Raw genomic sequence first — 26,016 nt, 5'->3', positions numbered from 1 at the left:
TTCAGCAGCAGTTGGATGCTTTTTTGCATTTGAAAACCAATGGTTTGTGCCGGGAGGATTAAGGTCTTGATGACTCTGTCAGAGAGAACGACAGCCTGACAGGCGAAAGTATTGAAACGACAACGGTTCGATTCCGGTTTGCCTGAAAGGCATTGTATTTCAGATTTTTTTGGTAGTATTGATTCTCGTTACAAAAAATCAAAATCCACCATGCTCAAGCATCTCTTAAAATTATTTCGATCCAACAAATCAATAATAACCGAACAAATGATCGATTCTTCGGAAGACGATGATTTACCGCAACTTGTATTTGATAACTTACTCCAAAATGTCGGAGATAATTATAAGAACGAATTCAACATAGTGACCTCATGGAATAAATCTCGCCAGGCTATTTATATCATTTGGTTGTTGGAGGGAGAAGTCAATAACGGCGGATTTAATCAATTTTATTTCAATTCAAGTGGTCAGTTTTCAGAACTGGTTCCCGATGCTTTAAAACGAATTGGTGCAATTAAATTTGCCGATTTAGCTGGTAGAGCAAATGCTACATACCAATTAGAATACGATAAAATAACAGAACATCAGGACGGAACCCTGGAAGGATTCAGTAAATCGTATGAAAACAATCCATTAGATGTGTATGACGATGAATTTTACGACCTGTATAAAGAAGAAAATCTGATTGATTTACAAATAAAATACATTCGATTACACAAAGGCGACTTTATAAATTGATCAAATAGGTCTAAAATCTACTTCCCTTCTTAGGGACAGATGATCAATCGCAAACGATTCTAATTATACTCACTTTAATAAAAGCAGTACCAATTCAGACACCAATGTCAGAACAACTTTACATCTTATTCTGTGAAAGTCCATTCGAAAAAAACAGGGTTGACGAAGACTTTGAGGATGAATTCGCTTCAGCACAAGAAAATGGATTTGGAACACTATTATTCAGTTTTGAGGACTTAACAAATGATGACCGGTTTTCAAGTGCAACCAGGCAGATAATCTCAAGCGATCAATTAGTCCGGGTTATTTACAGGGGCTGGATGTTAACGCCGGATCAGTATGCGGTTCTATACCATGATTTACTGTCAAAAAATTATCAACTCATCAATACGGTTGAGGAATATCAGAATTGCCATTATTTACCCAACAGCCTGAAATTCATCGAAGCCAGGACGCCCAAAACCGTATTTGAAAAATTTGATTCGGAAAATAGTCTTGACAAGTTAATCCAAAAATCGAAAGTCTTCGGAAAGAACCCCATAATCCTTAAGGACTATGTGAAATCCGAAAAACATGATTGGGAAGGTGCTTGTTTCGTAAGAGACGCTTCAAATGAAGACGATTTGAGACAAAAAATCAGTAAGCTTATCGAGCTTCGCGGCAGCTATTTAAACGAAGGAATTGTTGTCCGGGAGTTTATAGAGCTGAATGACTTAACAATTCATTCAAAAAGTGGAATGCCTTTGACTGAAGAATATCGTTTATTTTTTTGCAATGGGAAGCTTATTGGAACTTACGACTACTGGGAAGAAGGTGAATACAAACTTGACAAACCCAACACGGTTGAATTTGAACAACTTGCCGCTCAAATTCAAAGCCATTTTTTCAGTATGGACATTGCCAGGCAAAAAAACGGGACGTTCATCATCATTGAACTTGGGGATGGCCAAGTTGCCGGACTTCCTGACAAAACCGATAGAAGCAAATTTTACAGCGAATTAAAAAATGCCGAATTGAATAGTTAAACATTCACTTTAGAATCCCGCTTCGAAGTACAATTCAAGTCTCCTTTCCGACACTTCGGGAAGGATTAAGGAGAACGACAGCCTGACAGGCGAAAGTATTGAAACGACAACGGTTCGATTCCGGTTTGCCTGAAAGGCATTGTATTTCAGATTTTTTGGTCGGTTTGAACACATTAAGGATCAAAATAAAAAAGAACAAGTCGGATTATTGATTTCCTCAAAAAGGACTTCTTTACGACCCAATTCAATCCGAAAGTGTATTTTTATATGCATTATAAAAAGGAGTGCCCTTCATTAGAAAAGAATCGAAATGATGATAGTTAACAACATTACAAATATCCTTGAAGAAAAAATATCCGTCGGGCGAATTGTGCCTGCGGCTTTGCCCACAAGTCCGAATTCCCGCTTAGATTCTGTTTTAGACAAATTTCATCCGATGGACGACCCTTCGATTCCGTTTCGCGATTTAACCGACCTGGAAACGAAAAAAGAAAGCATTCGCCGGATTATCAATAAATTGGATGTAATCAAAAGTCAGCGTTACCAGCGTACGCCGGAAGATACGTATTGCAATGTGTATTCGTATGATTACTGTTATTTCACGCAGGTTTATTTACCTACGGTTTGGTGGACGGAAGAGTCGCTGGAAAAGATTGCAAACGGTGAAGAGGTAGAACCCATTTTTAACGAAACGGTGCTCCCTATTTACTCCAGTGCCATTCACGATTGGCTGATCAAATGGGGACCGAGTTTCGGGTGGAAAAAAATGACAAACCTGGATGAAATTCAGGACAAAGTGAATCAGGAAGGTGGAATAGGAATTATTTGTGCCAAGCGAAAAACTGCCGGACTTTCCGGACACATCGTACCCATTGTTCCTGAAACCAATGTAAAAAAAGCATACCGCGAAAATGGAGTGGTCGTTTATCCCCTGCAATCGCAAGCCGGAAAACTGAATTACAATTACTTTTCAAAAGCCCGTAAAGACTGGTGGAATCATGAACGTTATTCATCACATGTTTTCTATTATCACGATTAAACACAAACATTTCAACACAAAATACCATCCATTATTGTTTTAAAATAAATGAAAGAACATCCGAAAAGAAATACGTATTGGGGAATTGGATTAGAAAACGAAACCTATCTGAAATTCGAAGAATCTCTGGTAGTTTCCGGTGAATTTGTTCAAGACAACATCGGTTGCGAACGCTATAGCATCGATTACCGAAAATGTTATAAATCAGGAGCATTGACACCAGTGCTGGAAGCAGGTTTTGACAGAACAAAAACATACCGGGTCAGTCGAATGATCAATAGTCATTCACTCGAAAAGCTCGATGTAAACTATCAGCACAAGACGATTGCCGGAACAGATCCGCTGGAAGACAACCCGGAGTATCTTGGAAAATCCGTTCTGGAAACCTTTTTGGAAAATCAACCCTACAATATCCGAAGTATTGTTACTCAAAAAACCAATCCGATGGGATCCGTCAATTTTGATGGCGACTCCATCGAATTTGTAACCAAATATTTTGAAAACCGCACGATCTCTGATTCCTGTGATGAATTAAGAGAAACGAAACGATTATTCATTCATGAATTAAATAAATCCGGGGTTTTCGACGGAAAGCTGAATTTTCCGAATTACAACATCGGGCTGAACATGTTCATGTCGAACCAGGAAAACCTGGTTTTGTTTAATAACGGAACCTACCATTTTCACCTCACGTTACCGGTTCTGACAGAAAATAGCCGGATTGTCGATTATCCTGCGTTTGAAGCCATGCATACCAATGCCGTTTACATGCTGCAATGGTTTGAGCCCTTATTTATTGCCACATTGGGAAGTCCGGATATCATGAGTGTCGTTTCTTCCAGGTTTGGTCTGAAAGAACAATTTGCATCCGGTTCAATGCGAAATGCCATGTCCCGTTACACAGGTGTTGGCACCTTCAACAAAGCCATGCCAAAAGGCAAAGTGTTGACCTACCCGGTAGATGAATTCAGAAAGCTTTTAAAATTTAGCAAAGAAGAAAATATTTGGTGGCGCGACCAGGTCGAATCAACCATGGATTATGAATTGCTGGCAGACATCGGCCTGGATTTTAACCTGGAAAAAATGTACCAGAGCGGGTTTGAATTCAGAAGTTTTGATGAATTTCCGGCTGATTATTTGAACGATGTACTCCATGCCATTGTGCTGGTTTGTGAGCATTCCCTCCATGTTCCGGACGTAAGCTGGGGTCACGACAGTGTGGTGTGGAATAATCTGGTGTTCAAAAGCCTGAAAAACGGTTACCGCACGGAAATAAACGAAGAAGAAAAACAAAGCGTTCTCCATGTATTGCAGTTATCCGGTACTTCCGGTTTTGAAAACACCGGGATGCTGGATGATTTTTTCTTCAGGATTCTGACCGTCTTACACGAAAAATATCGGGATAACAATACCTGCATTGATGCATTGATGGGACAAAAAACCACCGCATCACCGCGATGGAACAATTTCAATAAATACCAGGTCGAACAACACCAGAAACAGATCGAAGGACTTGAATAAGAAGTAATCGGAAATACAGAAGCAGAAGAATTCAGGTTCCTAAAGATTCCTGTTTACCCGGAAGGCTATCCCCTCTTCTCACTTTTTATGGCTACTATTGAAATACAAACAGATCCATTGGATAAATCAGAAACACATGAAAAAAATCATACTACTCCTGGCAATTGTCTTTTCCACTGCGATTGCAATTGCACAGAAAGGGAAATCGCAACAAACACAAACGACGAGTAAACCCTTTGTGCTGGGTGTAATTGACGAAATCCAGTCAAAAGAACTTTCCGAAAAAAGAACGCTGAACATCTATCTTCCGGAAGGATACAATCCGAATGATTCGACGAAATACCCGGTGATCTACCTGCTAGACGGATCGGCAGACGAAGACTTTATCCACATTGCTGGACTTGTTCAGTTCTACAATTTTGAGTGGATCAATCAACTGCCGAAGTCTATTTTGGTTGGTATTGCAAACGTGGATAGACAGCGGGATTTCACCTTTCCGAGTACCTTCAAAACGACCATACCGCTTCCAACGGCAGGACATTCCGACAAGTTTATCTCGTTTATCGAAAAAGAACTTCAGCCATTTATCGAATCAAAATACCGCGGAAATACGGACAAAACCATTATCGGGCAATCCCTGGGCGGACTGCTTGCAACGGAAGTTCTCCTGAAAAAACCGACGTTGTTTAACCGGTACATCATTATCAGCCCGAGTTTATGGTGGGACAATGGTTCACTACTGGAGCTGAATTCACCGGTTCTTTCTGAGAGCTTCACGCAGCCAACGAGCGTGTATCTTGCTGTTGGAAAAGAAGGACTGACTCCAACCGAAATACCGCGGGTTATGGAAGTAGATGCCAATTTACTGGCAGACAAACTGAAAGAAAGCAAAAGCAAGCAGGTAAACGTATTTTTCGATTATTTACCGTTGGAAAACCACGCGACGATCATGCACCTGGCAGTGATGAATGCATTTCAATTTTTGTACCCTGTGTTGAAGCATTGAAATCGTTTTACACAAACTCTCCCACCATGATGACTCCAAAAACAACCGTATTCTGTAACAACATCGGAACCTACAAAAGCCAGCTGACAAAGAGAAAAGCATACGTCATTGAAGCAGTGAATTCGGAAAATGTACGGATTCAAAACGATCAGGGTAAACTGAAATGGTATGCTTCGTATTACTTTGATCTGCAAAAAGAATCCGAAATTCAGTCGATTTCAATAGACGATCCGATTGAAAATCCGGAATCCGGCCTGGTTGAAGTGACCATTGAGTTTTCCGATGGAGACAGGTACTGGACAAAATTTACGACCCCCATGTATTTGAATGAACTGTTGAAAGGACAAAATTACCTGTCCATGCAAAAAATGATCCTGGTCACGGAGTTATCCGAAGAGCGAATCAAAGAGGTCATTTTAGAACTGGATGAGCAAAATGAACTGCGGGAGAATTGTTTGAAGTACTAGTTCTAAAATGTCTTCACACTACTTAAACAGTGATATACATCATGAGCAAAATAAAACGACTTTTTTACCAGGATTTTCAGGAACATGACCATGTCGATACTGAATCCGGTGATGATTTAATCGGAATCAATGTATTCAAAGGATTTGAGAATGGGCTTTGCCCAAATTGTAACAGTGCATTTGAAAAGTATTCAAATATCAAAATAGACAGCCTCATTATTAATGAAAAATACTACGACAGTCGAAATATCTTGTTTTTTTGTATTCACTGTGGGTGGTGGCAATGTAAACAAGAGTTTGACTGGGATAATCAAAAAGTAAATTACGCCTATCAATATCACTCGATTTTAGAACGTATTGATATTTCAAGCAATGACGTTAAAATCTCCGAATTGAAAAAGCATCTATCGGATCACTGGAATGACAGAAAATTGATTTCGGCTTCCAAAGCTGAAGAGTTGGTAAAAGATATCCTGAAAGAACATTTGTCATGTGATGTTTTTTATACGACCTCCAATGTAAATACTCCTGATGGAGGGATTGATCTTTATGTTTGTCATGACAATTCAACCATTCAAACAGCAGTTCAGGTAAAAAGAAGAATTAATCGCGAAATAGAATCTATACAAGAAGTAAAGAACTTTGTTGGAGCGATGGTGATCGAAGGGTTTCAACAAGGAATATTTGTAACAACTGCTGAACGCTTTACAAAACCAACCTATGAGATTCCTGAAAAATTAAAAAAAGTACAAACCAAACTACATTTAGACCTAATAGATGGAGAAAGGCTTTTAGAAATTATGAAGTCAACAATACCTACCAACCCCAAATTACCATTAAGTATTAATGATACTACGATTTGGGAAGATGAATTCAAAAAATCCTTCAACACATCAGAAATATTTCAAAAGATTTACTAATTCATATCTTACCCCACAATCCCTCTACCCGACCGTTTTCTCCATTTTTATCGTTATTCTTGTGCCCTTATGCAACACGATAGAAACACCGAGATGACGCTGGCACAGCAGGTGCTTGTCTGGATTGGAAAAATAGCTTCGCGCAGTGATGTGAAGATTGAAGAATCCCGGATTCGCTTCGGGGAAAAACTCTCCAAATGGCAGGATATCCTGCCGGCCGAAATGCTTTCGTTCTACAACAGCGTCAATGGATTATCGTTTCTTTTCAGCTGCGGGGATCAAACCTGGAACGGCTTCACATTGCTGGGTCTCGATTCCGATGGGAAACGGACGTATCATCCCGCAACGAATTACTACAAAATGCCTTACGCCAAAGCGAGTAGTTTCTCCTATTTCCTCCATGAGGAATCAGAACTGACGATCGACAAAAACGATGAAGTCCTCTTTTTTATCGGGGACGATGCTGCCTGGGGAGCCATTATGGTTCGCTCAAAAACAGGGATTGCCTTCTATGATTGGGATAACGACGGATTTGTTAACCGTTTCGATGGTGAATTTTCAGACATCCTGGAGCAGGGAATCAGACGGCACTTCGGAACAAACTGGATTGATGAACGACTCCACCCGGAAAATCAGCGCCTAATCGACCTGCTTTCGCAAGAGTCTGAGCCGCTCAAAACATACGCATTGACTGTCAACGAACTGGAAGAACTGAACGGATCTGCTTACCGGAAATTCTTCGGCAGACGCAGCGGTCTGTATGTGGTCAATTTGTTGCGTCGCGCACTTGGATTGGCAGATTTTGAGCCTGAAACATCGGATGAAGAACTCGGTGAATGGGTTGACCTGGCTTTTTCGAATCCGGCTTCCTTTTCTGCAGACCAGGTAAAGGCGGTGATGAAAGCGGTAGACGGAAACAAGACCAAAAAAGCCATGGTAGCGTTTTTCAGAATGGGGACCGATCTTCCACCCGTTACACGATTGAAACTCACGCTCCGGAAAGAGTATGAAACGCTCTCAGGCTATTCAACGGAATTGCTGCTTCGGGTACTTGGGAACCTCGAAAACAGTACGTTCTGTCACGATTTCCCCCTGCATCCGGATATGTTATCATACACGAATTACAGGAGATTCTGCTTCTACCGTCCGTTTATTTACTGCCGGGACAACCAATTCGAAGGAGCCTATAAAGAACGAGATGAACAGGAAATCATTTTTGACCTGGTGGTTACCAGTGAACGAACAACAGGACTGGAAGCAGGAAAAGTGTACGATTCCTTTGTACTAAGCGAATATCACGAAGATTATTACCCGAAACTCAATATTCAGAGAGGATTTTGAGCGCTCTGACCGAAGTGCTTACGCCGTAGTTTTAGTACTTAAACTACCCAATCACTGACTTTTTCCTTTTCGGAAAACCACATGTCAAAATCAGGTATTTATACGGTAGTTTTTGATTATACCTTTCGCACTTTGTCCACGGAAAGCTTCCACTATTTATGAAACGAAACGACACCGCTATGCTATTCACTGAAACCCCGTGCTGTGAAAAACCGCTTGATTATTCATTCGGCGCGATCCCGACATTCCGGTCACTTATTGAAGGTAATCCTTGAGTGAAGTGTGTTTCTTTTGATTGTTTGAGGTATTTTTGTAACTTGCCATCATCCGGGAGCAAACAAACATGTTGTTTTCGATGCAGTTACCTCATTCTAAATCATACGCATGAAAGTGTTCTTTCCTTTTCTACTTTTTCTTTTCATTACAGGAACAATTCACGGACAACAAGTTCCGATCCTGGATTACGCACTGGATGTAAACGGACAGGTGCGCCTGAAAGTAAACTCCGGAACTGATAAGTACTACATCCTGGAGGTAAGACAGCACCCGGATTCTGCGTTTGTGTTCAAAACGTCTATGACGCCGGGACAAGCAGGGACAACCATCCTCACAGAACCGTTGAAAGCGTATCCGCAAAATCATTACCGTGTCCTGGAATATTCCGTTAACTCTCCTGCAGATTCCGATGGTGACGGATCGGATGATATCACGGAATACTACGCCATGCCACAACGCGGTGCACTCAACGCCGCTACACCGGTTGATATTCACCATGCATCACTAGCCTTAAACACGCTTGCTGCGTTTCAGACCGTTTCAACGGAGGATAATTCGGCTCCCTGGGTAGAATACCTGAACGACGTGGAGTTTGTCAAATTCATCATCCTGGACTTCGATTCCAATGCACCAAAAATCTATTTCATCAACAGCAACAACTACGATCTGCATGCAGATTTTGCTTCTTATCTGGGTGTCAACCACCTGGCGCCGACCGTCAAAAAAGGGCAGATCATTTATTTCCCGAATGTATTATCGGCAAACGGAACGCTCGGAACATATGCATTCAACTTCACCAATAACGAAACCATGCCCTTTGAAACGGTGCAACGGACACAGGAATTACTCGCGTCAAACATGTCGTACCTGAAAAACAACCTGGCATACTTCGTTACGGAGAACAACGAAACCGATTACCAGAATAACCTGGCGCTTTACCAGCAATCGCGGGTAGCCGTTTTGTTTGAAACCAATGTGTATGCAGGAATCAATTACTGGGGATTACACCAATCGGAAGGTTACGGCTTTTTCCGGCTGATGTCTCCGGGAGAAGTTCCCGATTCCAAAGATATTGTACTGTACGAAGCGCTTCCGAATTCGCTTCCGAGAGTGGGTGGAATCATGACTTCTGTGATCCAAACCCCGCTTTCTCATGTGAACCTGAGAGCCATGTAGGACAATGTTCCCAATGCTTTCGTCCGCGATCCGCTGTCTATTGACACCATTGCCAATCTCCTGAATCATTACATCTACTTCAAAACCAACCAGAGTAATTTTGAAATCCGGGAGGCATCGCTTGAAGAAGTGAATCACTGGTATGAGCAACAACGACCGGCTGCCGAACAGCTTCCTCCGCTCAACCTCTCTTACACGGAAATTCTCCCGCTGGATGAGATTGCTTTCGCCATGAGCGACGGTTTTGGAGCCAAAGCTTCCAATATTGCCACAATGCGCACTTTCGGATTCCCGGAAGGAGCTATTCCCAATGGTTTCGGTATTCCCTTCTACTTCTACCAGAAATTCATGAAGCACAACCATTTTTTCGAGGAAATCGAATCCATGATTCACGATCCGGGCTTTGTCTCAGACAGAACCATCCGCGATGCGATGCTGGCTGATCTTCGTTCGGAGATCAAAGCCGCAAGCATGCCGGCCTGGATGCTCGATCAGCTTTCCGCTATGCAGGAAGCATTTCCGACGGGAACATCTGTTCGCTGCCGTTCCAGTACCAACAACGAAGACCTTCCGGGATTCAGCGGTGCCGGTCTCTACGACTCCAAAACGCATCATCCCAATGAAGGACACATCAGCAAAACGATCAAACAGGTTTATGCCAGTTTGTGGAACCTGCGTGCATTTGAAGAGCGTGAATTTTACCGTGTGAACCATTTTTATGCTTCCATGGGAGTGTTATGCCATCCGAATTTTGAAGATGAGCAAGTGAACGGCGTGGGCGTAAGTGCCGATCCTGTTTATTTCACCGACAGTACGTTTTACCTGAATTCACAATTGGGAGAAGAGCTGATCACAAACCCGGAAAGTACTTTCCCGGAAGAATTATTACTCAAACGTTACCCCAATGGAACCGATGATTATTCGATTATCCAGTATTCGAGTTTGCTCGATGTGGATTCATTATTGATGAACGATTCTCAACGGAACCTGCTCCGGCATTACCTGGCAACCATTCACGATCGTTTTGCAGTTTTGTATCACGCGGAAAACAATCCTACTTTTGCCATGGACATCGAATACAAAATAGACAGCACCGGGCAATTGGTGATTAAGCAAGCCAGACCATGGGTTTCGTACATTCCTTCCAATGCTGTACCGCTTGTTTTGGATAATTGTGATTTTGTGCTGTTCCCGAATCCGGCAACTGAGACGATTCACCTCCATTGTGAGCATTGCGGAATCGTTACGGTTCGTATTACGGACAGCCGCGGAAGCCTGGCATTGGAAAAAACACTGGAACAATCTGAAGCTTCGGATCACCCGGTTTCAATCAGCCACCTCTCTTCGGGCGTTTACATCCTCAGCGGTTCGATGGATCAGACAGTTTGCAAATCGGTGAAGTTTGTGAAACATTGAGTTTATAACGATAACAATCTATGGCACACACCTGTAAAAAATGTTCCAATGAAATCCCCGAGCTGAATTTCACAGAAGATCAAAAACTGGAAATCTGGGGCTTGGCGGCTCAAAACATGAAGATCTTTCTCGTCAGTAAGCTAATCAATGAATTCAAGATGAGTCACTCCGACGCAAAAGTTGTCGCAATACATATCCATTGTGAAAACGGACATTGTGTGAAATGCAATTTTAAGAATCTGACAGGAGAAAATGTTGAGTGTCCTAAATGCCATGCGTTCAATTACAATTTCGATGAACCTCCGTTCAACAGGGAGTTTTGCTCGCATCTGGAGTGGAAACTCGACTTTGACGAATTGGACATGGAGGAGCTAACAGGATTTTGGTGTGACGGGGTTGATCATTTACCTGCTGATATCAAAAGCCTGACGAAAAGTAAGATTCGGGAACACCAAGAAATTGTTACCAAAGCCTGGATCGGGAGAGAAGGAGAAAATCATTACGAAATGATTATCCGGCTGGGTGAACAGGCTATCGCAAATTATATGGGCAATCTGAGTCTCGTTCACACCATTCCGGATGAGAATCAGAAAAAATGGATCCAGATTGAACCAAAAAACCAGCGGATCATTATTCAACTCCAGTAATCAAAACCTCTGCGTTCTTTGCACCTTCGCTAAAGCTATAGCGTAAGTGTTGCATCTTTGCGTTTATAATTTCAATACTTACCAGCAGGCACTCTTTATTTTTTACCACAGATGAGCAGATTAGAGCGAGTCTACTCCCGAAAAGTCGGGACAGGCTGGTCTCGCTTAAATGTCCCGGAGCTTCGGAAGTAAGCATCATAAAACCACTGTACTTACCGGAAACAAAACACGATAACAATCAACATATTAAACCTAATACACCAACACTCCACCTCTCAGATTTCACAACACAAAAACATCAAAGTGTAAATTTAACACTTTAAAATTTGCATTATTCAAATGATGCATTACCTTTGTGTCAAAATAACACTTTGAAACAATGGTTCAATACGAATATGAAAGGCCGGCCCTGGCAACCGATTGTGTGATCTTCGGGTTCGACGGCGGAGAATTAAAACTCCTGCTTCTGAAAAGAGAGAAAGCTCCGTTTGAAAATACCTGGGCACTTCCGGGAGGTTTTGTATTCATGCATGAAACAACGGAAACAGCGGCCAAAAGACTGCTCCGGGAAAAAGCCGGCATCGGAAATGTCTTTATTGAGCAGTTGTACACTTTCAGCAGTATTGACCGCGATCCACGTGAACGGATCGTTTCGGTAAGTTATTTTGCTTTGGTGAACAAAACACAGTTTGCACTGATCGCAGGTCGGGACACGATTCAGGCAGCATGGCACCCGATCTCCGCGCTCCCGGAATTGGGGTTTGATCACAGTGAGATTGTTTCCGTAGCCATTGAACGACTGAAAGGCAAGGTTCGCTACCAGCCGATCGGTTTCGAGCTCCTGGATTTGAAGTTTACGCTGAGCCAGCTCCAATCCGTGTACGAAGCCATCCTCCAGGCTCCGATTGACAAACGGAACTTCCGGAAGAAAATCATCGGGATGGGCTTGTTGAAACAACTCGATGAAAAAGAGCAAAACGTACCGAGAAAAGCGGCGTTTTACTACAGCTTTGACAAAAAAGCGTATGAGGAACTCACCAAAAAAGGATTTCACTTTGAGCTTTAACTAAAAGAAATTATTTAACTGAAAAACAACATGATGAAATATTCTATCGAACAATTAAAGAACCAACCGGAAGTCGATTACTTATTCTTCTGGGGACATCAACCGAGCAGAGACGGATCGATCATCAAAACCTGTATGAGTCAGTGGTGGCCTACCCCATTTACGGAAAACGGGGTGATCTACAAAACTGCCGAACACTACATGATGGCACACAAAGCCTTGTTGTTCGGAGACGAGGAAATTGCTGCACGTATTGTAGCAAAAGATTCCCCGAAAGATGTCAAAGACCTGGGAAGACAGGTACGGAATTTTGATCCCGAAAAGTGGGACAAACACAAATATGAAATCGTACGACAGGGAAATCTTCTGAAGTTTTCGCAAAACGAAGCCTTGAAGCAGTTCCTGATTCAAACAACAAACAAAGTATTGGTTGAAGCCAGCCCGGTAGATCCTGTTTGGGGAATCGGTTTGGCTGAAGACCACGAAAATGCAAACAATCCGGCGAAATGGCGCGGTGAAAACCTTCTCGGTTTTGCCCTCATGGAAGTCCGGGACAACTTATTACAATCATGAAAGATTTAAAACATATCAGTAAATTCCTCAGTTTGGTATTGCGTCACAAACCACAGGAAATAGGCATTACACCAGATGCAAACGGTTGGGTCGATGTAGACGAACTGATCGAAAAATGCAACTTAAAGAAACGACACCTGGATTTTGAAACGTTGGAAGAAGTGGTTGCCGGAAACGACAAACAACGCTTTTCATTCAATGAAGACCTTACCCGAATTCGTGCAAACCAGGGACATTCGATTGAGATTGACCTGGATTACGAAGCAGTTGAGCCTCCGGGCTTCCTCTACCATGGAACGGTCGATAAATTCCTGGGAAACATTCGCGCCGAGGGCTTGAAAAAGATGAACCGCCACCACGTTCATTTGAGCAAAGACCTTGAAACAGCTGTGAAAGTGGGGAGCAGACGCGGAAAACCAGTCATTCTGACGGTTGATGCAGTACGAATGAACCAGGACGGGTATTCCTTCTACCGATCCAAAAACGGCGTATGGCTCTGCGACCAGGTTCCGGTTGAGTACATCCAGTTTTAAGCCATGAAACGAATCGATCTGGACACAGACCTCTACCTCATTGAAGATTTCTTCAGTGTGCAGGAATGTGACGACCTCATCATCTGGAGCGAACAAACCGGTTTTGAAGAAGCCAAAGTCCAGGTAGATGGACAGGAAATCATGCTAAAAGGAATCCGGAATAATTCCCGGATTCTCCTGACGGATGTTGATCTTGCCAAACGCATCTGGAATCGCTTCGAAGCGTATGCTGTGACACCTTTCGAAAACAGCACCGCAATCGGTTTGAACGAATTGTTTCGTTTTTACAAATACGAGCCCAATCAGCGCTTCAAGAAACACCGCGACGGGAGCTTTATCCGAAATGATGAAGAAGTCAGCCTATTCACCTTCATGATTTATCTCAACGATGATTTTGAAGGCGGGGAAACCAGCTTTGAAAACTGTATTGTCAAGCCGAAAAAAGGCACTGCACTGGTTTTCCATCATCCACTAAAACATACCGGGGAAACGGTTCTCTCCGGGGTCAAATATGCTTTACGAACCGATGTTATGTACAAATTACAGTCATGAAAAAAAGAATACTGGTTATCGGAGATATTCACGGAGCACTCAGAGCTTTGGAGCAGGTGCTGGAAAGAGCCGCGATTACGGAGAACGACACCCTGGTTTTTCTCGGAGATTATGTAGACGGCTGGAGCGAGTCGAAACAAGTCATTGATCGCCTGATTTCCCTGAGCGAAAGCAATTCCTGCCTGTTTATTCGTGGAAATCACGATACCTGGTGCGAAGAATGGCTTCGATTTGGTTTGTCGAATGAGAAATGGCTGATACATGGCGGTAAAGCAACGGTGGAAAGTTATGCTTCGATTACCGAAGAAGAACGAACCAAACACCTGGAATTCTACCACCAGATGTACAATTACTTCATCGATAGAAACAACCGTTTGTTCATCCATGCCGGTTTTTCGTCCATGCACGGACCGGAACAGGAAGTCTACGCTACCAACTACAGCTGGGATCGCACCCTGTGGGAAATGGCTTTGACGATGGATAAACGGGTTCAAAAGGATTCTGTTCTCTACCCGAAACGCCTGAAATTGTTCAGCGAGATTTTCATCGGTCACACCCCCACGATCAATTACCATTCAGACATTCCGATGAACGGAATCAATGTCTGGAATGTGGACACCGGATCTGCTTTTACCGGAAAATTGAGCATCATGGACATCGAAACAAAGGAGTTCTGGCAAAGCGATGTCGTTCAAACCCTTTATCCGGACGAACGCGGAAGAAACTAACAGCACTAGTTCAATGGGTTCAAAACGTTTAAACCAATTTTGAACTATTGAACTAAACATACTGAGCTTGTCGAAATATGAACTATTAACCAATTAAATCATAAAAACATGTCAAAACACAAAAACGCCTATATAGCAGAACGCACACTGGAAATCATTGATACCGGGATCCTTGTGAGGGAAACGGATCAAATCGATGTCAGCGCAGCAATTCACTCCAGTGTTGACCGCACTTTCACTCTCAGTCCGGAAGAACTGGAAAAACTGGCCAGAGAACCAATCGTTGCACCGGGAACCTTCGAAACAGAATTGCTGGTTACACATCAATCCACGATCGAAGCACTGCTGCACGAATCCGCTTACCGGAAAACAACCGTTCTGAACTTTGCTTCGGCTAAAAATCCGGGCGGCGGTTTCATCGGCGGAGCATCCGCACAGGAAGAGAGCCTGGCACGTTCCTCATCTCTGTATGCTTCCCTGACGAAGGACCTGACCATGTACCAATACAACAGGGCACATTCCAGCTTCCTGTATTCCGACTATTTGATTTACAGTCCGGATGTACTCTTTTGGATGAATGACAATGGCGATTTCCTGGACAAACCGGTTCCGGTGCACGTGATCACCTCACCCGCTCCGAACAAAGGTGCGATGTTGCAGCATCACCGCGAGAATGAACTCGAAGCACTTGAGGACACATTCAAGCGACGCATTGATCACATGCTTGCAACGGCTTTCAGCCAGCAAAGCGAGTGCCTGATTCTCGGAGCCTGGGGTTGCGGTGTGTTCCAAAATGATCCGGTGAAAGTAGCCGGTTATTTTAAAGAACTACTTGAAGGAAAGTATGCAAACTGCTTCAAAAAGATTGTATTTGCCATTTACGGAAGAAAAGACGTCGCTATCCTGAATATCTTCAAAGAAGCGTTTGAAATTCCGGTAAACTACTAAACCATATGATCCTCAAACCAACATCCGATTTAGCACTCGCAGCAGGCCGGTTCACTATTTTCCTTGCCGGATCAATTGAAATGGGAACAGCGACAGACTGGCAGGAACGCATTGCTGTGGAACTGTCGGACGTGGACAACATCTGCTTGCTCAATCCACGGCGCGACGACTGGGATGCGAGCTGGAAACAGGAAAAGAGCAATGCCATTTTCAACGAACAGGTAAGTTGGGAACTCAACGGACTGGAACGTTCCGATTTGATTGTGTATTACTTCTCCCCCGAAACAAAATCTCCGGTTACCTTACTTGAACTGGGACTTTTCGCCCGGTCGGGGAAAGTGATCGTATGTTGTCCGGAAGGTTTTTGGAGAAAGGGAAACGTGGATATTGTCTGTGAGCGCTTCGGCATTCAGCAGGTGGATAATTTGGAAGGATTGATGCGGGAAGTCCGTATGATTGTAACTTCAAAAACACAGTGATTCGCCCCAATCTTATCTGGACGTAATATTGCGGAATTACGTCCACCTACCCACTCATTTAAAATTGAAAAGTAGACTGAGCGGAGTCGAAGTCACTTTTCAATTCTCAATTGTTACTTATTTATCATATCGCTTCTTGATAAAAGGCAATGCAATAAGCCCCAATATCAATACCGGGATCAGAAACAAGGCCCAATTCAAAACAACAGCGGTCTTGAAACGGAACATCCCGGATTCATCTGTCAGCCATTCGATCACATACGTCGCCGGATACCATTGCATTTCAGTAAACAGGTAAGATAAAACCAGCGGAACGCCAAATACAACGGCCAGAAACGGTTTAAAATAAGGAGGTAATTTGGGAGATTCCATACAATTTCAGTTTTCAGCCAGTAAAGTAAATCAAAAATGCGCGAATCAAATTATGGAAAAATCGGAAAAATGGTATCTTAACAACTCCAATCAGATCATTATGAAAAACGGAATTATTCTCTTATTCCTGCTCCTTTTGGGGCAAACCGGTTTTTGCTGTTCCTGCATCGGTGAAAATTCCGTAAAAGAGGAAGTGAAACGATCGGACCTGGTAATAGTAGGAAAAATCCTGTCGCGAGATGAAATCACGCTGCCTCGGGATGAAAACAATTCATTAAGAAGAGAGTTGGAACGCGTTAGTTTTCGGGTATTGGTGACTTCCAGGTACAAAGGCAAAATTCAATCGGATACCGTTACGATCATCACCGGTTTCGGTGGAGGTGATTGTGGTGTTCGATTCAAGGTTGGTGAAAGCTACATCATTTATGCTGTCGAAGACATCTTTATCGGTTATGGAGAACATACTAAAATGCCCAACACCTTTGAAACCAACAGCTGCACCAGGACCGGAATAGCAGAAGAAGCAGAATTAGCTTCACTCAAAAAGATCAAAAAGCCCGGAAAAGGATAATCCATCATACGAAACGGATTCAAAAAAAGCGGGAAGTTCCAGGACTGGTTCTCCCCGCTTTTTGTTGTATGTACAGAAATTGTAATTCGTTAAAACGTACTTGCATCAATCACGTATCTGTAACGCGCCTCTTTGTTCTCGACTTTGTTCCAGGCATCGTTGATGTCTTCCGCTTTGACGCATTGAGTTGTTTCTGATAATGAATGAATGAAAAACCCCTGACTCTTTTGAAAGAACCAGGGGCTTGGAGGTAGTAGGAAATGGCATTTAAGCCAATAAATCCGGGCTTTTTACACCATTTTATCAATTTGTAAAGGGGTGGCAAAAAGCTGGGAAATCCCATTTCCAGTATCACATCTTCTTCACAAACTTCACGTTCGCTCCCGATGCCGATCTCAGGAAGTAAACTCCGGTGCTCAGCTCGTGAATATTAATCGCATTTTTGCCCGGTTTCAGAACTTGAGTCTGAATCACTTTTCCGGTCATATCCATAATCTCAATCGCACTTGTTTCATCCAGTTCCACAAACAGTTCATCGCTTGCAGGATTCGGATACACATTCCATCCTTTTTGAGTATTGGCTTCCAGGCCAAGAACAATCATCACCTCACAATCTGATGTTTCGGAACACCCGTTTTGAGTAACGGTAACCGCATACGCTCCGCTTTCTGTTGGTGTGAACGAAGCATTTATAGCTCCATTGATCGGCTGATTCGTTAAACAATTGATCCATTGATACGTTGCTCCTGTTGCCAGCGCCGTGATTGTATTCCCCTGAACGCTTGTTCCTGTGTTCACCGAATTCACCACAACCGTCATAGTTGTCGTTACAACACACTGTCCCGAAGTCGGTGTGAATGTATAGGTCGTTGTTACGGTATTGTCTACTGCCGGACTCCACGTACCATTGATTCCATTCGTAGAAGTAGTTGGCAAGGTGAATGAGCCACCGGAACAAATTGCAGGAACCTGGGTAAAGGTCGGCGTCACACTGTTATTGACCGTAACGGTCATCGTGGTAGTTGTTCCACACTGCCCTGCATTCGGTGTAAACGTGTAAGTTGTTGTTGCCATGTTGTTCACTGCCGGACTCCATGTACCACTGATTCCATTGGTGGAAGTAGTCGGCAAAGTAAACGATCCCCCCGCACAAATTGCAGGAACCTGGTTAAACGTTGGTGTTACGGAAGTAGTATTCACCGTAACTGTCATGGTCGTTGTTGATCCGCACTGCCCTGCATTCGGTGTAAAAGTGTACGTGGTTGTTGCCGTGTTGTTCACTGCCGGACTCCACGTACCACTGATTCCGTTATTCGAAGTGGTCGGTAAAGTGAATGATCCACCAATACAAATTGCAGGAATCTGTGTAAATGTCGGCGTTACTGCTGTACTACTCACCGCTACGGTCATCGTAGTTGTTGTTGCACACTGTCCTCCATTCGGCGTAAAGGTATACGTCGTTGTTGCCGTGTTATTCACCGCCGGGCTCCATGAACCACTGATTCCGTTGGTGGAAGTTCCCGGTAATACCAGGGATCCGCCCGGACAAATTGCAGCGATCTGTGTAAACGTCGGCGTAATCGACGCATTGTTTACAGTTACAGTCATCGTTGTCGTCGTTGCACATTGACCGGCATTCGGTGTAAAAGTATATGTTGTCGTTGCCGTGTTATTCACTGCCGGGCTCCACGAACCGGTAATTCCATTCGTGGAAGTCGTTGGAAGTGTAAACGAGCCTCCGGTACAAATCGCTGCAACCTGCGTGAACGAAGGCGTTGTTGAACCATTGTTCACTGTTACGGTCATCGTCGTAGTCGTTGCGCACTGTCCGGTATTCGGCGTAAAAGTATATGTTGTCGTTGCCGTGTTATTCACTGCCGGACTCCACGAACCGCTGATTCCATTCGTAGAAGTCGTTGGCAAAGTAAATGACCCACCCGTACAAATCGCTGCAATCTGGTTAAAAGAAGGTACTGTTCCAGTATTTACAGTAACTGTCATCGTTGTTTGTGAAGCACACTGTCCTCCATTTGGAGTAAAGGTATACGTAGTAGTCGTCATATTGTTGATCGCCGGACTCCAAGTACCACTGATTCCGTTATTCGAAGTGGTCGGCAAAGTAAATGACCCGCCCGTACAAATCGCTGCAATCTGAGTAAATGTTGGTACAACGCTTCCCACAGACACGGTCATGGTAGTCGTTGTTGCACACTGCCCCCCATTCGGCGTAAACGTATAGGTTGTTGTTGCCGTGTTGTTCACTGCCGGACTCCACGTACCACTGATTCCATTATTCGAAGTGGTTGGCAAACTCAACGGATCACCGGAACAAATCGATGGAATTTGGGTAAAGGTCGGAGTAACATTACTCACAACTGTCATCGTAATGGCATTACTGGTTGCAACGGTTGGCGAAGCACAACTTGCATTACTTCCCATGACACAAGTCACAACACTTCCGCTCAGCAAAGTACTGGTGGTGTAAGTCGCGCTGTTTGTACCAACGTTTCCTCCATCCACTTTCCACTGGTAAGAAGGTGAAGTTCCTCCGTGCGTCGGTACGGCAGTAAATACTGTAGAACTTCCCTGGCAAATAGTCGTGTTTGACGTAGAAATAGACACAGAAGGTGTACAGGAAGTTGGAGTCGGACCGGTCAAACAAATTCCAAAAGTACTGGTAGTCAATCCCGATGACGCGTTGATCACACGGATGTAATAAGTTTGTCCGATCGTGAGACTGGTCAGTGTCGCAGCCTCACTATAACTGCTACCATTCGCATTGGTACAGTTAATGACTGAGCCGGAACAGCTTCCTTCGTAAACCTGGAAACCACTGTTCAAACCACTATTTGCATTCAATTGAATTCCCATTGACGTAGCTGATGCGGTAAACTTGTACCAAACGTCTTGCGGCGTACTAATTGCACAGGCAGGAATTCCGCCGTTCATCATCGCACCGCTGAACGTTCCGTAGGTATAACTGCAAGACGGGTTCGGTGTAAGCTCAATGGCATTCATACATTGATCATTGACCGGAGTCGGGTATCTGCGGACACAAAACGTGAAGCTGGCAGTTGACAAGTTACCCGAAGCGTTAAAAATACGCAGGTAATAGGTTTGTCCCGGGATGAAATTGTTATTGAAATAACCTTCTGAATAAGAAGCTCCGTTATTATTCATACAAGTAATTACCGTTCCGTTACAACCACCCTGGATGATCTCAAATCCATGATTCACACCGGATGTTGCCGTCAAATCGATACTCATTGTAGAATCGACAGCTACAAATTTGTACCAAATATCCTGAGAAGTATTCGGTGCACAAGATGGAGTTGATCCGTTCATCATCGCACCACTGAAAGTCGCCGAGATATTCCCGCAGCTTGTGCCCGGTGTAATGGTTGTTGCGTTTGAACACAGGTCATTCGCCGGAACCGGGTATCTGCGGACACAAAACGTAAAGCTGGTCGTTGACAAGTTACCCGAAGCGTTGAAAATACGCAGGTAATAGGTTTGTCCCGGGATGAAATTGTTATTGAAATAACCTTCTGAATAAGAAGCTCCGTTATTATTCATACAAGCAACTACCGTTCCGGTACAACCACCCTGGATGATCTCCAAACCGAAATCCACACCGGATGTGGCGGTCAGATCAACACTCATCGTGGAATCGACAGCTACAAATTTGTACCAGATATCCTGCGAAGCATTCGGGGCACAAGACGGAACCGGACCATTCATCATCGCACCACTGAAAGTCGCCGAGATATTCCCGCAGCTTGTTCCCGGGGTAATCGTTATTGCGTTTGAACACAGGTCATTCGCCGGAACCGGGTATCTGCGGACACAAAACGTGAAGCTGGTAGTTGACAAGTTCGCCGAAGCGTTGAAAATACGCAGGTAATAGGTTTGTCCCGGAATGAAATTATTATTGAAATAGCCTTCTGAATAAGAAACACCATTATTATTCATACAAGCAATTACCGTTCCGGTACAGCTGCCCTGGATGATCTCAAATCCATGATTCACACCGGAGGTAGCTGTCAAATCGATGCTCATCGTGGAATCAACTGCCACAAATTTGTACCAGATATCCTGTGAAGCATTCGGAGCACAAGACGGAGCCGGACCGTTCATCATCGCACCACTGAAAGTCGCCGAGATATTCCCGCAGCTTGTTCCCGGGGTAATCGTTATTGCGTTTGAACACAGGTCATTCGACGGACTCGGGTATTTGCGAATACACATCAGGAAACTGGACGTAGACAAATTACCGGAAACGTTGAAAACACGGATGTAATACTCCTGTCCCGGGATGAAATTGTTGTTGAAGTAACCTTCCGAGTAGGATGTTCCGTTATTGTTCATACAAAACAGAACCGTTCCGCCACAACCACCCTGGATCAGTTCAAATCCGTGGTTTACTCCGGATTGAGCATCCAAATCGATACTCAACGTAGAATCGGTCGCAACGAATTTATACCAAACATCTTGTGAAGCATTCGGAGCACAAGACGGAGCCGGACCATTCATCATCGCTCCGCTGAAATTAACGGTTGTATAACCACAGGTAACATAAGGTGTCAAGGTAATTGCATTCGCACAGGCATCATTGGCCGGGCTTGGAAACTTTTGAACACAGATCGTAAAAGATGCAGTCGTTAAAGCCCCTGATGCGTTGAAGACACGAATATAATATACCTGTCCCGGGATAAAATTATTGTTGAAATAGCTTTCCGAATAGCTGACTCCATTACCATTCACACATTCAATAACGGTTCCGTTACAGCTTCCCTGGATGATCTCAAATCCGTGATTCAATCCGGAAGTTGCCCCCAGGTTGATACTCATGGTGGCATCCGTTGCCGTAAACTTGTACCACACATCCTGGATCGTGTTGATTCCACAGGAAGGAATTCCGCCGTTCATCATCGCTCCGCTGAACGTTCCAGCCACATTGGTACAGGTAGTTCCAGGTGTTAATGTCGTAGCGTTGACACACTGGTCATTCGCCGGACTCGGATATCTTTGAACACAAATGGTGAAAGACAAGGTTGTTAAAGATGCCGCAGCATTGAAGACACGGATATAATACACCTGTCCCGGGATGAAATTATTGTTGAAATAACTCTCCGCATAGCTGTATCCGTAACCATTCACACAAGCAACCACGGTTCCTCCGCAACTACCCTGGATAATTTCAAATCCGTGATTTAATCCCGAACTAGATCCCAGGCTGATGCTCATGGTAGAATCCGTTGCCGTAAACTTGTACCACACATCCTGGAATGCATCGATTCCACAAGCAGGTGTTCCGCCATTCATCATGGCCCCGCTGAAAGTTGCGGCAGTATTGGTACAGGAAGTACCGGGAGTTAGAACCGTTGCATTCGCGCACACGTCATTTGAAGGGGCGGCGTATTTTTGAACGCAGATCGAGAAGGATGCCGTACTCAAGGACGAAATGGCATTGAAGACACGGATATAATACACTTGTCCGGGAATGAAGTTATTGTTGAAATAACTCTCTGCATAACTGGATGCATAATTATTCACACAAGCTATTACTGTTCCGCCGCAACTGCCCTGGATAAGCTCAAAACCATGATTTAACCCGGACACTGACCCCAGGCTGATACTCATCGTGGAATCTGTTGCGGTAAACTTGTACCACACATCCTGAATCGAGTTACTTCCGCAGGAAGGTGCAGCGCCGGTCATGGTCATCCCGCTGAATGATCCCGTAGTATAAGTACAGGTTGTTCCGGGAGTTAATTGCACCGCATTGGCACATTCATCATTGGCATAGGAGAAAATATGCCAGAGAGAAATGATGAATAACAAAAGATACTTTGTCATAAAACTGATTGATTTAAATAATTGATACGTCTGCAAAATTAGCCAGCAGTGTTTGAAACGATGTGTAATCATGTTGCCGGATCGTGCACTATTGTTGCAAGCGATCAAAAACTATTGATTTTTAATAAATTGACTGGGACTCCGACCGACATATTCGGTAAATGATTTGGTGAAATAAGACTGACTGCTGAAACCACATTTATATGCAATTTCGGTGATGTTTCCTTCGTTGTTCCGCAACAAATCCTTTGCTTTTTCGAGCCGGATCATCGCGATAAAGTTTGTTGTTGAAAAGCCGGTTAAGGCGGCTAATTTCCGGTGCAGCTGACTTCTGCTGACAGTCATATCCGCAGCAAGTTCGTTGACAGAATATTCAGGATCGTCGATATTATGGACAATATACCCGATTACTTTGTTCACATACGCATGCTCACTTTGGATCCGTTCTTCGAATGTTTTTTCCGACTGAATGGATTCCCGGTAAGCCTCTTTATTTCGCTGAATAGTAGTGAACAGGTTGCGGATCGTGAGTTTCAACTCTTCCGGCGAAAACGGTTTGGAAACGTAGGCATCCGCCCCGTGCTGCAATCCTTCCAAACGACTTTCGGGAGATGCTTTTGCGGAAAACAAAACCACAGGAAGGTGATTCGTCAGTTCATTCGAACGGATTTCACGCAGCAGGTCAATTCCGTCTTTCTCCGGCATCATGATATCGGAAAGAACCATATCCGGCAGGTTTTCCCGAATCAGGTCAAGCGCCTCTCTCCCGTTTTTAGCGTGAATGATGTGGAAATGTTCTTTCAATACCGACATGCTGAATGCAGCGGTGTCCGGATCATCTTCTGCCAGGAGCAAGATCGGGACACCTTCATTCGGTAGGATCATTTCTGTGGCATGCTGTACAGTTTCAACCGGGATAACGACAGTAAATGTGGTTCCGGAAGTACTGCTTTGAAGCGAGATCGTTCCTTTGGTCAAATCAACCAGTTCTTTTACCAGCGACAATCCAATTCCGGTTCCGCTCACATCCGCATCGTGTTTTCCTCTAAAGAAACGGCGGAAGACCTTTTTCAGTTCTCTTTTTGGGATTCCCGGCCCGTTATCGCTTACACGGACGATTAGTTTGTTTTCTTCTATCCGTGATTCTACCTGGATTTCCGCTTTCGGCGGGCAGTATTTCACTGCATTCCCAACCAGGTTTGAAAGTATTTTTTCCAAAGCGTTTGACGGGAAAGAATAAGACGATCCGAAATCATGCACTGTATGAACAACCCGGATTTCCTTCAAAGCGGCTTCGGCAACGAAACTGTTCACGATATTCCCGATAAAATCTCCCGGATTTCCGGTGGTATAATGAAGCTGAAAACTGCCTTTTCCCAGTTTGGATGCATCCAGCAGTTCATTGACCAGGCTGATCAGTTTTTTGGAATTCCGCTCCATCAATGCCAGTTCTTCCCGGTAAACCGCATCTCCCTGTTGTTTCATCAGCTGAATCGGGCCTTCAATCAGCGTGAGTGGTGTTCTGATCTCGTGGAAAATATTCTCAAACAAACGCAATTTTTCCTGTTCAAATTGCTGCGTAATTCTTCTGCGCTGGAAAAGCAGGTAGGTACTGAATCCGGCAATTAAAAACACCGAGACAGCACCGAACAACAGCCTGTTTTGCTGGTTCTTCTGTTTTTCGATTTCCTGTTTGTGCTGTTGAATTTCCTTTTCCTTCTTCTCGCTTTGATATTTGATTTCCAGTTCCTCGATTTCTTTTTCCTTTTCAGCTGAAAACAAGCGCTGACGGACTTCCGTTTCCAGTTTTTTGTAGTGGTAGGCATTTTTATAGTCCCCGATCGAATCATACAAGGCACTGATCCGTTCAAACATCGCCGGTTTGTAGTGATCTTCCGGACGATGCTCATTCGTCTGCAGTGCTTTTTTCATGTAGTCGATTGCACGGGAATATTGCTTTCGATCCAAATAATAATCACCGATATTCTGATAGGCATTCATCATATTCAGGTAATTTTTCTTCCGGATTGCGAGATCCAGGCTTTTCTCGTAATAAAACAGGCAAGAATCGGGCTGAACGGACTGATATGCGGCTCCGAGCGAGTTGTAAACCGTTGCCAGGTATTCGTCTTGTTTATTCTTGATCAGGGTCTTTTCGGCTTCTTTCAGCGTTTTGATCGATGCATCAAACGACTGGTTCATGATTTGCAAACCGGCCAGGTTCGTTGCAATGATCGCATAATACTGGTAATCATTCGCCTCTTTTTTGGCCTGGGCCGCCAGCTTCATATAGGCTTCGGCCTTTTTCGGGTTACTCAGGTAAAAGTAACAAACCCCGATTCCGTTGTAAATGGTTCCTGCCAGCGATTTTTCGTCGTATTTCTCTGCCAGTTTAAGTCCCTTCAGATAAGACGAAATGGCTTCCTTCATCTTATTTTGCCGTTGATAGGCTTCTCCGATTACAGTATAAGAACGGATAACAAGCACGTGATTGTTTGTCTGCTTCCCGATCGTACGGGCAATTCCACTATAAACAATCGAAGAATCCGGATATTCTGCCAGGAAATAATTGGCCAACTCCAGGTTGAGTTCGCCCTTGCGTTTTTCACCCGCCTGTTTCATCAACGAACGCAGGGAATCCACAGGATCCTGACCAAACAGCTGCCGGGGAAGTAAAACAGCCCCGATTAAAACGAAGAATAAAACAAACTTTGTCATAGTTGGCATCAAGGGTTCCCCTGACTGAGAGATCGGGGCATCCAA

The 26,016-nt window shown here is 43.9% G+C and carries 22 protein-coding genes; 19 read left to right on the top strand and 3 right to left on the bottom strand.

Annotated features, from left to right (window positions below; translation table 11 throughout):
- Nucleotides 1–210 precede the first annotated feature (210 nt).
- From ABDV94_RS02900 to ABDV94_RS02815, 18 genes are all read left to right on the top strand, one after another.
- Complete coding sequence (locus ABDV94_RS02900) at nt 211–738, top strand: DUF4375 domain-containing protein (protein WP_343604610.1); 528 nt, start codon at nt 211–213, stop codon at nt 736–738.
- 104 nt (nt 739–842) lie between these two features.
- Complete coding sequence (locus ABDV94_RS02895; RefSeq protein ID WP_343604609.1) at nt 843–1,763, top strand: ATP-grasp domain-containing protein; 921 nt, start codon at nt 843–845, stop codon at nt 1,761–1,763.
- A 310-nt stretch (nt 1,764–2,073) separates the two neighbouring features.
- On the top strand, nt 2,074–2,802 hold the full coding sequence (locus ABDV94_RS02890) for a hypothetical protein (protein WP_343604608.1): 729 nt from the start codon (nt 2,074–2,076) through the stop codon (nt 2,800–2,802).
- A 48-nt stretch (nt 2,803–2,850) separates the two neighbouring features.
- A complete protein-coding gene (locus ABDV94_RS02885) occupies nt 2,851–4,323 on the top strand; it encodes a hypothetical protein (RefSeq protein WP_343604606.1) in 1,473 nt (490 codons plus the stop codon).
- Between the two features lie 136 nt (nt 4,324–4,459).
- Nucleotides 4,460–5,329, top strand: coding sequence for an alpha/beta hydrolase-fold protein (locus ABDV94_RS02880; protein ID WP_343604604.1), 870 nt, complete (start codon nt 4,460–4,462; stop codon nt 5,327–5,329).
- A gap of 26 nt (nt 5,330–5,355) precedes the next feature.
- The gene (locus ABDV94_RS02875; RefSeq protein ID WP_343604602.1) at nt 5,356–5,796 is read left to right on the top strand and encodes a hypothetical protein; all 441 of its coding nucleotides are present in this window, start codon (nt 5,356–5,358) and stop codon (nt 5,794–5,796) included.
- Nucleotides 5,797–5,837: 41 nt separating this feature from the next.
- Nucleotides 5,838–6,716 (top strand): restriction endonuclease, encoded by an 879-nt coding sequence (locus ABDV94_RS02870; protein ID WP_343604600.1) that lies wholly within the window; start codon nt 5,838–5,840, stop codon nt 6,714–6,716.
- Nucleotides 6,717–6,785: 69 nt separating this feature from the next.
- Nucleotides 6,786–8,057, top strand: a complete 1,272-nt coding sequence (locus ABDV94_RS02865) for a hypothetical protein (protein WP_343604598.1) — start codon at nt 6,786–6,788, stop codon at nt 8,055–8,057.
- 384 nt (nt 8,058–8,441) lie between these two features.
- Nucleotides 8,442–9,509: a hypothetical protein gene (locus tag ABDV94_RS02860; protein WP_343604596.1), complete on the top strand. Its 1,068-nt coding sequence runs from the start codon at nt 8,442–8,444 to the stop codon at nt 9,507–9,509.
- A gap of 129 nt (nt 9,510–9,638) precedes the next feature.
- Complete coding sequence (locus ABDV94_RS02855) at nt 9,639–10,925, top strand: PEP/pyruvate-binding domain-containing protein (RefSeq protein ID WP_343604594.1); 1,287 nt, start codon at nt 9,639–9,641, stop codon at nt 10,923–10,925.
- A 20-nt stretch (nt 10,926–10,945) separates the two neighbouring features.
- Nucleotides 10,946–11,572 (top strand): hypothetical protein, encoded by a 627-nt coding sequence (locus ABDV94_RS02850; protein WP_343604593.1) that lies wholly within the window; start codon nt 10,946–10,948, stop codon nt 11,570–11,572.
- A 379-nt stretch (nt 11,573–11,951) separates the two neighbouring features.
- A complete protein-coding gene (locus tag ABDV94_RS02845; RefSeq protein WP_343604592.1) occupies nt 11,952–12,638 on the top strand; it encodes an NUDIX domain-containing protein in 687 nt (228 codons plus the stop codon).
- 33 nt (nt 12,639–12,671) lie between these two features.
- Complete coding sequence (locus ABDV94_RS02840; protein WP_343604591.1) at nt 12,672–13,211, top strand: NADAR family protein; 540 nt, start codon at nt 12,672–12,674, stop codon at nt 13,209–13,211.
- A complete protein-coding gene (locus ABDV94_RS02835; protein ID WP_343604589.1) occupies nt 13,208–13,744 on the top strand; it encodes an RNA 2'-phosphotransferase in 537 nt (178 codons plus the stop codon). Before ABDV94_RS02840 ends, ABDV94_RS02835 begins: the two co-directional genes overlap by 4 nt.
- 3 nt (nt 13,745–13,747) lie before the next feature.
- Nucleotides 13,748–14,296 (top strand): 2OG-Fe(II) oxygenase, encoded by a 549-nt coding sequence (locus ABDV94_RS02830; RefSeq protein ID WP_343604587.1) that lies wholly within the window; start codon nt 13,748–13,750, stop codon nt 14,294–14,296.
- Nucleotides 14,293–15,024: a metallophosphoesterase family protein gene (locus ABDV94_RS02825; protein ID WP_343604585.1), complete on the top strand. Its 732-nt coding sequence runs from the start codon at nt 14,293–14,295 to the stop codon at nt 15,022–15,024. The genes ABDV94_RS02830 and ABDV94_RS02825 overlap by 4 nt, the downstream gene beginning before the upstream one ends.
- Nucleotides 15,025–15,132: 108 nt before the next feature.
- Nucleotides 15,133–15,972, top strand: a complete 840-nt coding sequence (locus ABDV94_RS02820; protein ID WP_343604584.1) for a TIGR02452 family protein — start codon at nt 15,133–15,135, stop codon at nt 15,970–15,972.
- A 5-nt stretch (nt 15,973–15,977) separates the two neighbouring features.
- Nucleotides 15,978–16,451, top strand: coding sequence for a nucleoside 2-deoxyribosyltransferase domain-containing protein (locus ABDV94_RS02815; RefSeq protein ID WP_343604582.1), 474 nt, complete (start codon nt 15,978–15,980; stop codon nt 16,449–16,451).
- Between the two features lie 117 nt (nt 16,452–16,568).
- Here ABDV94_RS02815 and ABDV94_RS02810 read toward each other — a convergent pair whose 3' ends face one another.
- A complete protein-coding gene (locus ABDV94_RS02810) occupies nt 16,569–16,823 on the bottom strand; it encodes a hypothetical protein (protein ID WP_343604580.1) in 255 nt (84 codons plus the stop codon).
- Nucleotides 16,824–16,875: 52 nt separating this feature from the next.
- Between ABDV94_RS02810 and ABDV94_RS02805 the strand changes: the two genes are divergently transcribed.
- Nucleotides 16,876–17,394, top strand: coding sequence for a hypothetical protein (locus ABDV94_RS02805; RefSeq protein WP_343604578.1), 519 nt, complete (start codon nt 16,876–16,878; stop codon nt 17,392–17,394).
- A 351-nt stretch (nt 17,395–17,745) separates the two neighbouring features.
- Here the strand turns inward: ABDV94_RS02805 and ABDV94_RS02800 are convergent, their stop codons facing one another.
- Together ABDV94_RS02800 and ABDV94_RS02795 are read right to left on the bottom strand one after the other, a co-directional pair.
- Nucleotides 17,746–23,253, bottom strand: a complete 5,508-nt coding sequence (locus tag ABDV94_RS02800) for a T9SS type A sorting domain-containing protein (protein ID WP_343604576.1) — start codon at nt 23,251–23,253, stop codon at nt 17,746–17,748.
- 111 nt (nt 23,254–23,364) lie between these two features.
- Nucleotides 23,365–25,971: an ATP-binding protein gene (locus ABDV94_RS02795; protein ID WP_343604574.1), complete on the bottom strand. Its 2,607-nt coding sequence runs from the start codon at nt 25,969–25,971 to the stop codon at nt 23,365–23,367.
- Nucleotides 25,972–26,016 lie beyond the last annotated feature (45 nt).

The organism is Fluviicola sp., from assembly GCF_039596355.1.
Taxonomy (GTDB): domain Bacteria; phylum Bacteroidota; class Bacteroidia; order Flavobacteriales_D; family Crocinitomicaceae; genus Fluviicola.
This window is presented reverse-complemented; position numbering and strand designations above follow the sequence as displayed.

Coding starts and splice junctions, on each gene's coding strand:
- ABDV94_RS02865 (WP_343604598.1), top strand. CDS start 6,786: ATGCAACACGATAGAAACACCGAGATGACGCTGGCACAGCAGGTGCTT.
- ABDV94_RS02795 (WP_343604574.1), bottom strand. CDS start 25,971: ATGACAAAGTTTGTTTTATTCTTCGTTTTAATCGGGGCTGTTTTACTT.
- ABDV94_RS02800 (WP_343604576.1), bottom strand. CDS start 23,253: ATGACAAAGTATCTTTTGTTATTCATCATTTCTCTCTGGCATATTTTC.
- ABDV94_RS02900 (WP_343604610.1), top strand. CDS start 211: ATGCTCAAGCATCTCTTAAAATTATTTCGATCCAACAAATCAATAATA.
- ABDV94_RS02835 (WP_343604589.1), top strand. CDS start 13,208: ATGAAAGATTTAAAACATATCAGTAAATTCCTCAGTTTGGTATTGCGT.
- ABDV94_RS02850 (WP_343604593.1), top strand. CDS start 10,946: ATGGCACACACCTGTAAAAAATGTTCCAATGAAATCCCCGAGCTGAAT.
- ABDV94_RS02815 (WP_343604582.1), top strand. CDS start 15,978: ATGATCCTCAAACCAACATCCGATTTAGCACTCGCAGCAGGCCGGTTC.
- ABDV94_RS02875 (WP_343604602.1), top strand. CDS start 5,356: ATGATGACTCCAAAAACAACCGTATTCTGTAACAACATCGGAACCTAC.
- ABDV94_RS02895 (WP_343604609.1), top strand. CDS start 843: ATGTCAGAACAACTTTACATCTTATTCTGTGAAAGTCCATTCGAAAAA.
- ABDV94_RS02870 (WP_343604600.1), top strand. CDS start 5,838: ATGAGCAAAATAAAACGACTTTTTTACCAGGATTTTCAGGAACATGAC.
- ABDV94_RS02805 (WP_343604578.1), top strand. CDS start 16,876: ATGGAAAAATCGGAAAAATGGTATCTTAACAACTCCAATCAGATCATT.
- ABDV94_RS02885 (WP_343604606.1), top strand. CDS start 2,851: ATGAAAGAACATCCGAAAAGAAATACGTATTGGGGAATTGGATTAGAA.
- ABDV94_RS02840 (WP_343604591.1), top strand. CDS start 12,672: ATGAAATATTCTATCGAACAATTAAAGAACCAACCGGAAGTCGATTAC.
- ABDV94_RS02880 (WP_343604604.1), top strand. CDS start 4,460: ATGAAAAAAATCATACTACTCCTGGCAATTGTCTTTTCCACTGCGATT.
- ABDV94_RS02810 (WP_343604580.1), bottom strand. CDS start 16,823: ATGGAATCTCCCAAATTACCTCCTTATTTTAAACCGTTTCTGGCCGTT.
- ABDV94_RS02890 (WP_343604608.1), top strand. CDS start 2,074: ATGATGATAGTTAACAACATTACAAATATCCTTGAAGAAAAAATATCC.
- ABDV94_RS02825 (WP_343604585.1), top strand. CDS start 14,293: ATGAAAAAAAGAATACTGGTTATCGGAGATATTCACGGAGCACTCAGA.
- ABDV94_RS02845 (WP_343604592.1), top strand. CDS start 11,952: ATGGTTCAATACGAATATGAAAGGCCGGCCCTGGCAACCGATTGTGTG.
- ABDV94_RS02860 (WP_343604596.1), top strand. CDS start 8,442: ATGAAAGTGTTCTTTCCTTTTCTACTTTTTCTTTTCATTACAGGAACA.
- ABDV94_RS02820 (WP_343604584.1), top strand. CDS start 15,133: ATGTCAAAACACAAAAACGCCTATATAGCAGAACGCACACTGGAAATC.
- ABDV94_RS02830 (WP_343604587.1), top strand. CDS start 13,748: ATGAAACGAATCGATCTGGACACAGACCTCTACCTCATTGAAGATTTC.